We start from the raw sequence: 10,960 nt of genomic DNA on the forward strand, positions 1-10,960 counted from the left end.
CTCGCCACGGATGTACACCAACATCAACTCGACCTCGCCGTTGAAGCATGACCATCCGATGATAGATGGTTGCCTGAGATTGGCGCGGCGCGGGCAGGCGATTGTCGTAACCCCCTTTACGCTGGCGGGGGCAATGGCACCAGTAACGATGGCGGGTGCGGTTGCACAGTCCCTGGCCGAAGCCTTGTGCGCCATCGCTCTGTTCCAATATGTGCGCCCTGGTATCCCCTGTGTAATCGGAACTTTCACATCCAATGTGGACATGAAATCAGGCGCGCCCGCTTTTGGGACGCCGGAATACATGCGCTCGACACAGATGACCGGGCAGATGGCGCGATATTATGGGCTGCCGCTGCGTTCATCCGGTGTGTGTGCGGCCAATGTGCCAGACGGGCAATCCGTGTGGGAAACCTCGAACTCGCTCTGGGCGGCCGTACAGTCGGGCACCAACATGGTGTACCACGCCGCCGGTTGGCTGGAGGGCGGCCTGATCGCCAGCCCGGAAAAATTCATCATGGATTGCGAGGTTTTGCAGCAAATTCAGCGCTATATGAACCCTGATCTGACCGCGACCGGGCCGGATGAGATTGCTTTGGATGCAATTCGAGCGGTTGGCAATGACGGTCACTTTTTTGGCATCCAGCATACACAGGATCGCTACAGCACGGCCTTCTACCAGCCCTTCCTGAGTGACTGGAAGAACTATGAAGGCTGGGAGGCCGCCGGAGGCATCTGGACGGCTGAGCGTGCGCATCACATGTTCAAAGAGATCATCTCGAGCTTTGAAGCCCCTCCGATGGACGATGGTATTCGCGAGGAACTGGCCGAGTTCGTCGAACGCCGCAAGGCCGAAGGCGGCGCGCCGACGGACTTCTGACAAGGTGGGTAGTGTCGTCTTGATACTCCGCTGCATTCACAGCAACTCGGGGCGAATTTTGGCTATTTGTTAAGGTTTCTCAGACCACAGTGCCAAGGACACCAATCTGAGGCATCCGATGCATGGTCTGATCAATCGGGCGATACAGTCCTTTGTCGGCGCGACCTACGGGCAATCCTGCTGGGTTCGCGTGACCGAAGGTGCGCGGCTTGGGTTTGTCGAGTTTGAAGCCATGCTCATCTATGACGATGACATGACGACCCGGTTGCTCGAGGCCCTGAGTATTGACCTCAACCGACCACAGGCGGAAATCCTTGAAGATCTAGGAACATATCTGGTGTCCCATCCGAACATGGAAGGGCTGCGCCGACTGCTCAGGTTTGGGGGTGTCACCTATGTCGAGTTTCTTCATTCCCTAGATGATCTTGCGGATCGTGTGAGACTGGCTGTCTCTGATCTGACTTTGCCTGCGCTTGAGTTGAGAGAGCTTTCAGCCACGGAATACCAGTTGTGCTGCCTTCCGGACTTACCGGGATTTTCCAGTGTTATGGTCGGGGTCCTACGAGCGATGGCCGATGATTATGGTGCGCTGGTGATGCTGTCGCATGAGGGTCGTCAGGAGTTTTGTGAAATCATTTCAATCATTTTGGTCGAAAGCGCCTTTGCCGAGGGGCGCCATTTTGATCTGGGGGCTCGGAACAGATGACACATACCCAAGAACTGGCCGAACTTCTGGAAACGCTTTGCCCGATGTTCATGTTGGTGGACCGCAGCGGATGCATTCAACAAGCGGGCCCGACATTGCAAAAGTTGCGGCCCGAATTGCCTTTGGTCGGGCTGGGGGTTCTGGACATGTTCGAGCTGATCCGCCCCAGAACAGTCACCACCCTTCCCGCATTGATGTCGATGGCCGGTGCCAAACTGCATCTGAGATTTCGCGATGAACCACGTACGACCCTGAAAGGCCTGGTCGCACCCTTGCCCGAGACGGGCGGTGCAGTCATCAATCTGTCATTCGGTATTTCGATTTTGGATGCGGTTCGGGATTACGCCCTGACGAGCGCAGATTTTTCCGGCACCGACCTGGCGATCGAGCTGTTGTATCTGGTCGAAGCCAAATCTGCCGCGATGGAAGCGTCCCGTTCACTTAATCTCAGGCTTCAGGGGGCAATGCTAGCCGCGGAAGAGCAGGCATATACCGATACATTGACAGGATTGAAGAACCGCCGCGCGATGGATCATTTGCTGGGGCATCTGATCCTGACAAATTCTACATTCGCCCTTATGCATCTGGATTTGGACTTCTTCAAATCCGTGAATGATCGGCTGGGCCATGCTGCCGGGGATTACGTCCTGCAACAGGCGGCCCGCATCATGCTTGAAGAGACGCGTGGAGACGATACGGTCGCGCGGGTCGGCGGGGATGAGTTTGTCATTATTTTCAAAGGTCTGACGCGGGAAGAAACCCTGGAGTCCATCGCCGGGCGCCTGATCGCGAGGTTGAATGAACCCATAATGTTTCAGGACCAACCGTGCTGTATCTCTGCAAGTATCGGAACGGCCTTGTCCACCCAGTTCAAGGTTCCCAAAGCCGCCGACATCCTTCACGCCGCCGACGTCGCCCTTTATCAGGCCAAGCGAGATGGCCGGTCCTGCCACCGCCTGTATTCCACTCTGATCAAAGCGCAAACCTGAGTTTTGCCTGTTTCCGGGGCAAAGAACTCAAGCGAATTTTTACGCGAGCTGAACGGCCTTCGTTACCTGCTTGGCAATCTGGTGCCGGATGGGTGGCAGTTCCCCAACCACTGGCAGCAGGACGCCTTCGAAGCCTGCTTGGCTCAATCCTGCGGGCACGTCGTCTACTGCGTGCCCCCCGGTGCAGGCAAAGAACGGAAGGCACAGCGCCTGAGCCCCCATGCCAGTCGCGGCTTCGGAAATGGATGGCGGTTCTTCAACAAACCCAACGCGGACAGATTTGAAAGCCAGCATTTCTTGAAGCTGCGATGCGAAACCCAGAGCCACGGCCGACGGGTTTCGGCTACGCCCCGACCCATGTGCGGCAATGACCAGATCGGTCGACGCAGTTGCCCAATTCCTTTGGGACAACTCGGATTGCAGGGCGTGCGCGGTCAATGCCGGTAGCTCTGGGTCAACACCCAATGGGTCTAGAATGCGCGCTTTGTGATCCCCTAATCGCTTGGGTAGTGCGCTGGTGACAAACCATCCGTTTGCCATGAAAAGCGGATAGATGACCGTGTTTTCCGGCAGGCTGTTCAGTTTAACCTCGAACGCGCCGGGCGCGGCCAGAGTTGCAGCATGCACCGTTACATGCTCGGTCAGGGCGCCGACCGTAGCCGCGAATGCAGCCAAAGCAGCCTCAGCCGGTTCTGGATCGGACGGCTGGCCATGTGCGACGATGATGGCATGTGGCATTTGGATCTCCTGACACGATATGCGTTACGTGCCTCTGTGCGAACTGAAGTCAACACTACTGTTAGCCCAGAACCGTTAGCCAAAGCCAGACAGTCAGGATGGATGTGGCTGTCCCAATGAGAACAGAAGAAGCTGCGACCCGCTTGGCGCGGCCATACATATTGGCAAAGATATAGGCGTTAAACCCGGGCGCCATGGCTGCGTTCAACACCCCCGAGCGGAAAAGGTCCTGCGGCAGCCCCGTGGACTTGCCGAATATCCACACTAGGCTGGGATGTAGCATCAGCGAGATTGCGCAAACAAAGGCGATAGTTCGCAGATCGCCTTCGGGTTTGTATTTGACCAGTACCCCGCCCAGTGCAAACAGGGCGCCGGGCAGGGCGGCCCGAGTGATAAGACCAAGGGCTTCGTCCACCACAGCTGGGATGGTCAAACCGGACAGATTGACCACGAACCCCAGTGCAATACCAAGGATCAGCGCGTTCTTGAACATTGCAGACAGAACAGAACGTGCCATGCGCGCGCCACCGTTTCCGCGATTGCGGACAACCTCCATCACCGTGATCCCAACGCCGTAACAAAACGGGGAATGGAAGGCGATAATCGCATAGTTGCCTGTCAGGTTCTCAAGACCATAAGCGCGTTCGGTAATCGGCAATCCAAGCAGAACCGAGTTTGAGAACAGGCAACAAAACCCGATTGCCACGCAGTCTTCCCATTCGCGGTTGAAAATGATGCGCGCACCAAAAAGACCCGTGGTGAAACACAAGGCAGCGGCGGAATAGAAGCTGGCTAAAAGCCGGGGATCGAAACTGGCACTGAGGTCCAGATGCGCGATTGCCAGAAACAACAGGCATGGGATCGCGAACCCTTGCGTAAATCTCATCAGCCCGTCGACATGGTTTTCTTTGAAATAACCTGTTCGTGTTGCCGTGTAACCGGCACCGATCACAAGAAAGACAGGAAGAATGACGTCAATCAGGCTTTGCAGCATTTGGCCCCCATGCAGCTGCCAAGCTGCGTTATCTTATGCAAAAGGAACAGGGGTCTGAAACGCGTGATGTATCACCATCCCGTCATAGGCGGGGGTGATATTGTCCGGAGTTTCTGCATCGACGGTCGCATAGTCCAGATCGATATGCATATTGGTCAGTATCGCCTGTTTTGGTTGCAGCTTCCCAATCCATTCCAGCGTTTTTTCCAGATGTGCATGTGTGGGATGAGGGCTTCGGCGCAGGGCGTCGATAATGAGATAATCCAACCCTTCCATTTCAGGCCATGCGTGGTCGTAAATTTCGGCAACATCCGGCAAATAGGCGAGCTGCCCCATACGAAAGCCCAGAGAATCAATCGAGCCGTGGTTCACCTTGAATGGACGAAACGGAATGGAACCGCCGGGTCCGTTGATTTCGAACGGCCCTTCGATGGACTTGAGGTCGAGGATCGGAGGATAGGGTGACCCTTCGGGTTGAATGAAGGCGTATCCAAACCGCCCCAGCAGGGCGTTCTGAGTATCACCATCAGCCCAGACCGGAACACGGGTTTTCATGTTGAACACGATCATGCGCAGGTCGTCGATTCCATGGACATGATCCGCGTGAGAATGTGTATAGACCACACCATCAAGCCGCCCGGTGCCCGTGTCCAGCAACTGGCTGCGCATGTCCGGGGTCGTATCAATCAACACGGAGGTTGTGCCGCCTGGACCGTCACGCTCGACAAGCAGGGAACAGCGTCGGCGAATGTTCCTGGGGTTTGCAGGGTCGCAATCACCCCAGTGACCACCCAACCGGGGTACGCCGCCTGACGATCCGCAGCCCAGAATGGTAAATCTCAATTCGGTCATGCAGCGGCCCTGTACGTTGCCGCCTTGCTGAACAGCCGGTCAAAGTTCGCCTGAGTTTGGGCGGCAAAAGCCGGATACTCCAGCCCGAACAGCTCGGCCCCTTTTCGGGCTGTATGTGCGGTATAGGCCGGTTCGTTTCGCTTGCCACGATAAGGGGGCGGTGCCAGATAGGGCGCGTCAGTTTCCACCAGAATGCGATCCACTGGCGCGCTTGCGAAAATGTCGCGCAACTCCTGGCTTTTGGGAAAGGCCGCAATGCCGGACATGGACAGATAAAACCCCAGATCCAGCGCGGCTTTGGCCAACTCGGCCGAGGACGAGAAACAGTGCATCACGCAGGAATAGGGCGCGTTGCGATACTCTTCGGCCAAAATTTGGGCCATATCGTCGTCTGCGGCGCGGGCATGAATGATCAAAGGCAACCCTGTGCACTGGGCGGCTTCGATATGAATGCGCAGCGACTGCTTCTGAAGCTCTGCTCTGTCGGCTGTATAGTGGTAATCCAGACCGGATTCGCCGATGCCCACAAATTTCGGGTGCTGTGCCAGTGCAACCAGTTCATCGACCGAGACCATAGGCTCGTCTGCGGCACTCATCGGGTGGGTCCCTGCGGCGTAGAATACCGGCGCATGGGCTTCGGCAATCGCACGGACCGCGGGTTCATTGCGCAGCTTGGTGCAAATCGTCACCATCCGGGTCACGCCAGCCTCGGCTGCGCGCGAAATGATGTCGCTCAACTGACCGTCAAAATCCGGGAAGTCCAGATGGCAATGACTGTCGGTGATCTGGGGGGTGTCGCTCATCTGACCTGGCCGGCGGTTTCCTGTATCTTGAACACCGTATCTAGGACCAGAGCGGCAGGGTCAAGGTTCACCGCCTGACCATGTCGCGCGCGGGCTGTGATTGTCGCGGCGACTTCGGCCCATCGACGAGCCTGATCCGTAGAATTCGACAATCTGGCCAGCGTTTCAGCTTCGTTCGGGGCGGCTTCGGGGGACGGTGGTGCGCCGGTTGCCCCGGTCAGGGCCAGCCGAGACAAGGCGACATCGATCAGTGTCAGCAGCAGATCAAAGCGCTCGGCCGCGCCGCGTTGTGCTGCAGCCTCGGCCAGGGCCAGTGCGCGCTGCCGGTCCAGACGGGGCAGGGTGCCCAGAATGGCAATCAGTTCGGCATAGATTTCAAGTCCGCCCAGATTGATCAGGCGAACCGCGTCCCCGACCGAGCCAGCGGCCAATGCGGCGAGATATTCGGGGTGCGCCGGTAAGGTCGTCCCGGTTTGCGACAGCGCGTCCTGCATATCCCCAGCGCTCAGGGGCCCCAGACGTAGGGTACGGCAACGAGAGCGGATGGTTGGCAGCAAGCGTGAGGGTTGGTGCGACACCAGCAAAAGGACTGTACGCGCCGGAGGTTCTTCCAGCATTTTCAGCAACGCGTTAGCGGCGCTGACATTCATCTCATCCGCGGAATCCACGATTACGACCCGGCGCCCGCCATCGGCAGAGGACAGGCCAAAGAACTTTCCCAGTTTTCGGATGTCGTCCACAACGATTTCGTTGCGCAGCCGCCCCTGATCATTCAGTGACCTAGCTATCGCGGCCAATCCCGGCTCGGCCCCGGCCAGTATGCGACGTGACACCGGGTGGTTGGGATCAATGTCGAGAGTCCCTGGCGGTGGCGGCGCGCCAAACAGCCCACCGTCGTTTGCCAAAGGTGTTGCCAGCAAGAACCGCGCAATCCGCCAAGACAACGTCGCCTTGCCGACGCCACGCAGCCCGGTCAGCAACCAGCCGTGGTGCAGCCGGTCCGAGTTGAAGGCGGTCAGAAACGCCTGTTCTGCCGCATCCTGACCAAAAAGCTGGGCGGTCTCGCGGGGATGCGGCGCACCAGGCACCTGATCCGGAGAGGGGATTTCGTCATTCATCGTCTATCGCAATGCAGCCTGGACGATTTCTGTCACATCCTGTGCAACGCTGTCCATGTCCCGGTTGCCGTCCACAACGCGGAAACGGTCGGAAAACTCACGGGCCAGCGCCAGAAAGCCCGCCCGCATTTTCTTTTGCAGGTCCGGGCCGAAATCTTCGAACCGTTCTTCCGCGCCTTGCCGCCCTTTGGCGCGGGACAGGCCGGTATCGGGGTCCATGTCGATCAGCAGCGTCAAGTCAGGCTCGCGCTTGATCATCAGGCTGTGCAGCTGATCAACAAGGCCGCGCAGATCTCCCCGCGATAGGCCCTGATACATGCGTGTGCTGTCGGCAAAACGGTCGCAGATCACGACTTGCCCTGCGGCCAGCGCGGGTTCGATCGTACGTTCCAGATGGTCGCGGCGGGCGGCCGTGAACAGCAGAATTTCCGTTTCTGCCGACCAGCGGTCGGGATCACCTTCCAACACCAGACTACGAATTTCTTCCGCGCCAGGCGAGCCGCCCGGTTCACGCGTCAAAACGACCTCATGACCTTGCGCGCGCAGTTGATCTGCCAGCATCCGCGCCTGAGTTGACTTGCCTGATCCGTCAATGCCTTCGAAAGTCAGAAATAACCCAGCCCTGGTCACATCGACTCCAGCGGGTTATTGATCACGTCTTTCAGAACAATGCCACCAACGGTCAGCATACGAACGACAAATCCACCAATTGCAACGTCTTCCGCTGCCACGAGCGGACGTCTTATTTCCGGCAATCCTTCAGGCTTGATGACAAGCTCGGCCAGTTGCTGGCCTTTTTTGACCGGCGCATTGATGGGACCCTGATAGACAACTTCGGCCTTGACGTTCTGTGTGCCCAGAACTGGAAACAGAACCGTCAGATCGCCGTCAGGTACAAGACCTACGGTCTTTTTCTCGCCCATCCACAGCTTGGCTTCGGCTATCGGCGTTTCCGCGTTGGCAACTGTCCTCTCGACAAAATTTCGAAACGACCAGTTAACCACGGCCTCAGCCTCCTCTGCCCGTTGGCCGGTGCTGTCCAGCCCGCTGAGGACGAAGATGACACGGCGGTCGCCCTGTTTGGCGGAGCCGACGAGGCCGTATCCGGCCTCCTGCGTGTGGCCGGTTTTCAGGCCATCCGCGCCGATGCTCAGTTTCAGCAACGGATTGCGGTTACGGGCATTCGATGGCGCACGGCCATCGAATTCGAATTCCTCTTCTGAAAACAGGGGGTAATATTCGGGGAAGTCGGTAATCAGCCTGTCGGCCAGAACCGCCAGATCGTGAACCGACATCATATGTCCGGCGGCAGGCCAACCGTTCGAGTTCGCGAAATTCGAGTTGTTCATACCGATCTGCTTGGCGCGTTGGGTCATATATCGGGAAAACCCTGCCTCTGTCCCGTCGGGGCTCAGCGCCTCGGCGAGCACCACGCAAGCGTCATTGCCTGACAGAACGATGATGCCGCGCAGCAGGTCCTCGACCCGAACCCGGTCCTGCGTGTTCAGAAACATGGTCGAGCCGCCATAGCTCATCGCGTGTTCGGACACGGGCAGGGTTTCGTCCAGCGTCAGTCTTCCGTCACGCAGCGCTTCGAAAGCAACATACAGCGTCATGAGCTTGGACATGGATGCAGGCGGCAAGGGTTGATCAGCGTCTTTTGCCAAAAGCACCGTACCGGTGGTCTGATCGATCACATATGCCGCGCGGGCGGATGTATCAAAAGCCTGAGCCGGGATTGCCAGCACGGCAAGCCCAAAGGCCAGAACAGAAACTCGCAATGAGGATAGCATGTTATGCCTCCCTGTATCAGTCGGACACGGTGAACGCATCTTTGAAACCAAGATCCTTTACATCTTTTTGAATGGCTTTGCGTTCGGCCCGGGTTGTGGCAGGGCCAACCAGGACCCGCCATACTGTTTTGTTTTCGGTTTTCAGTTCCCGCACAACAGTCGACATGCCATTCCGGCGCACTTTCTCAGCAGCGGCATTGGCATTTGCTTCGACGCTGAATGTCCCGATCTGCACGAATGGTTTGCTCAGCGGAGACGCAGCGCCTGTTGCTGCTGCCGCGGCCGGAATCGCTTCGGTCGCGTCAATCGCGGCTGCCGCGCCTTCGATGGGGTCCAGCGGCGTTTCGGTGATTTCAGTGGGGTCTTTCTTTTGCCACCACTTCCGTTTCGCGGGTTTTTCAGCAGGGGCTTCGACAGGCGCATCGGACAACGCCGGTGCAACTTCTGCGGCCACATCCACACTGTCTGTTGCGACATCCGCCGCAGCCACGGTGGCTCCCGCAGCCGCCGCTGCTGGCTCTTGTTTCTGCCACCACTTCCGCTTGGCGGGTTTTTCTTCAGCGGGCTCTGTCGGATCCTCAGTGGCTGATGCCGCGTCGGTGGTCGTATCCGTACCTTCGGTCGCTTCGTTGGCAGAACTTGCCGCTTCCGCCGCAACCACTGCTGCACCGGCTGCTGCCGCTGGCGCCTCCTTTTGCCACCATTTCGGCTTGGCAGTTTTTTCGCTATCTGCCGCGGATGGATCGTCGGTGGCTGCGGCGTCCGACACCGCAGCCGTATCCGCCGCTTCGTCTTCCGGTTTGGGCGCGTCCTCTGGTGGTGATTCCTTTGCAACTTCACGGCGCAGAGCGACAACACTGACCTTTGTCGGCGCGCCCGCCAGCATTCCGAGCTGTTCCGCAGCCGCAGATGACACCTGAAGTGCCGGGCCGGGCAGGTTGCGTTCACGTCGGAACAGGGCCCCTGTTACGGACTTGTTGTTTGCGGTGTTCGTAATCACGACACGCTCGGGCTGTGAAACATCCGGGTAGGCAACCCAGATCCCACCCAGCGAGGGTCTGCCATCCCAAAGCCCCGCTTCGGTGACCTGAAAAACATCAGGGGCTTCGACGTCACGCTGCGAGCCCGAGGCCGCCTCGGGAAGGAGTTCGGTTTTGTTTGAGTTTTCTTCAGGTTTTTCAGCCTCTTGAAGAATGTCCTCACACCCGCTCAGAACTGTCAAAGTCAACGCCAGATACGCCAACCGTTTTGGTCCCGGGCGTGTCATGATCGCTCGCTTCATCTGCTTATCCCTTGCCTGAAGGGGTCTCGTTCTCGGAACCCCGCTGCCGGTCTGCTGGTTCTGCTTGCCAGCCTGTTTCGGTCTATTTCGGGGATCATAACGCGGCTGAAGAGTCATGGAAAGACCGCTGCGCGGGCTTCGGCAAGAAATCCCGATTTCGACTTGCCTCTGGCAGAACTTGCGCTTAGACCCTGCCTTCGACGGGGAGGTGGCAGAGTGGTCGAATGCGGCGGTCTTGAAAACCGTTGGGCGTGAGAGCGTCCCCAGGGTTCGAATCCCTGTCTCCCCGCCACCCATACCCGTCTCACTTCAGTTGTGTTTTCTGACCCGGAATTGTGCCGCAATTTCCGCGAGTTGGCGCGTGCGCTTTCAATCAGAGACGGAGCAGACTGTACATTCAGAGCGCAATTCCGGCCGCAGTCTCAGTGCCGCATTTTGGCGGGGTCGCTTTGGGCTGGATTTCCCTGATACCCGGCAATTTACAGGGAATTTTCGTGAAACGGGTCTGAGTTCGGTCATTTCTCCTGTCAGAACTGCATGTTTTTCAGAGGTTTATGTTGCAAATTCCCTAAAAAGCGGAACAGGGAATTTTCTCGCGGGAACAGGGAATTGTTCCGGCGGATCAGGGAGGGCGAACCCTGTATCAGGGACGCAGGATCTGAAGCTATCAAAAGCCGAACTGGCGTTCCTGTTCGGACTATTTTGTTGAAAAACTCGGGCTTGATCGGTTGGTAAGTTGCTGATTCAATTCTTCCTAAAGGGAGGGATCAGCCATGATGGGACCGAGACAGGAAGCGCAAGCGTCGCT

At 57.8% G+C, this 10,960-nt stretch carries 11 protein-coding genes and 1 tRNA gene; 4 read left to right on the plus strand and 8 right to left on the minus strand.

Annotation, left to right across the window (positions count from 1 at the left end; translation table 11 throughout):
* The 3 genes from AC2FLZ_RS20790 to AC2FLZ_RS20800 form a co-directional block, all read left to right on the plus strand.
* Nucleotides 1-877 (plus strand): trimethylamine methyltransferase family protein (locus tag AC2FLZ_RS20790; RefSeq protein ID WP_496882711.1); only part of this gene is annotated, 877 nt, incomplete at its 5' end.
* Nucleotides 878-995: 118 nt separating this feature from the next.
* Entirely contained in the window at nt 996-1,583 is a 588-nt protein-coding gene (locus tag AC2FLZ_RS20795) for a heme NO-binding domain-containing protein (RefSeq protein WP_480604353.1), read from the plus strand.
* Nucleotides 1,580-2,572 (plus strand): diguanylate cyclase domain-containing protein, encoded by a 993-nt coding sequence (locus AC2FLZ_RS20800; protein WP_496714730.1) that lies wholly within the window; start codon nt 1,580-1,582, stop codon nt 2,570-2,572. The genes AC2FLZ_RS20795 and AC2FLZ_RS20800 overlap by 4 nt, the downstream gene beginning before the upstream one ends.
* A 39-nt stretch (nt 2,573-2,611) precedes the next feature.
* Here the strand turns inward: AC2FLZ_RS20800 and AC2FLZ_RS20805 are convergent, their stop codons facing one another.
* From AC2FLZ_RS20805 to AC2FLZ_RS20840, 8 genes are all read right to left on the minus strand, one after another.
* Nucleotides 2,612-3,310 (minus strand): CbiX/SirB N-terminal domain-containing protein, encoded by a 699-nt coding sequence (locus AC2FLZ_RS20805; RefSeq protein ID WP_496714729.1) that lies wholly within the window; start codon nt 3,308-3,310, stop codon nt 2,612-2,614.
* A gap of 61 nt (nt 3,311-3,371) precedes the next feature.
* On the minus strand, nt 3,372-4,304 hold the full coding sequence (locus tag AC2FLZ_RS20810; protein ID WP_496714728.1) for an AEC family transporter: 933 nt from the start codon (nt 4,302-4,304) through the stop codon (nt 3,372-3,374).
* Nucleotides 4,305-4,337: 33 nt separating this feature from the next.
* On the minus strand, nt 4,338-5,156 hold the full coding sequence (locus tag AC2FLZ_RS20815; protein WP_496714727.1) for an MBL fold metallo-hydrolase: 819 nt from the start codon (nt 5,154-5,156) through the stop codon (nt 4,338-4,340).
* A complete protein-coding gene (locus tag AC2FLZ_RS20820) occupies nt 5,153-5,959 on the minus strand; it encodes a TatD family hydrolase (protein ID WP_496714726.1) in 807 nt (268 codons plus the stop codon). The genes AC2FLZ_RS20815 and AC2FLZ_RS20820 overlap by 4 nt, the downstream gene beginning before the upstream one ends.
* Nucleotides 5,956-7,077: a DNA polymerase III subunit delta' gene (locus AC2FLZ_RS20825; protein WP_496882712.1), complete on the minus strand. Its 1,122-nt coding sequence runs from the start codon at nt 7,075-7,077 to the stop codon at nt 5,956-5,958. Before AC2FLZ_RS20825 ends, AC2FLZ_RS20820 begins: the two co-directional genes overlap by 4 nt.
* Before the next feature lie 3 nt (nt 7,078-7,080).
* Nucleotides 7,081-7,707 (minus strand): dTMP kinase, encoded by a 627-nt coding sequence (tmk, locus tag AC2FLZ_RS20830; protein WP_480476142.1) that lies wholly within the window; start codon nt 7,705-7,707, stop codon nt 7,081-7,083.
* Nucleotides 7,704-8,870, minus strand: a complete 1,167-nt coding sequence (locus tag AC2FLZ_RS20835; RefSeq protein WP_480476144.1) for a D-alanyl-D-alanine carboxypeptidase family protein — start codon at nt 8,868-8,870, stop codon at nt 7,704-7,706. The genes tmk and AC2FLZ_RS20835 overlap by 4 nt, the downstream gene beginning before the upstream one ends.
* 16 nt (nt 8,871-8,886) lie before the next feature.
* Nucleotides 8,887-10,152 (minus strand): SPOR domain-containing protein, encoded by a 1,266-nt coding sequence (locus tag AC2FLZ_RS20840; RefSeq protein WP_480554136.1) that lies wholly within the window; start codon nt 10,150-10,152, stop codon nt 8,887-8,889.
* Nucleotides 10,153-10,354: 202 nt separating this feature from the next.
* Here AC2FLZ_RS20840 and AC2FLZ_RS20845 point away from each other — a divergent pair.
* A tRNA-Ser gene (locus tag AC2FLZ_RS20845) sits at nt 10,355-10,444 on the plus strand.
* Nucleotides 10,445-10,960: the final 516 nt, after the last annotated feature.

This window comes from Ruegeria sp. YKSF131 (assembly GCF_059612645.1).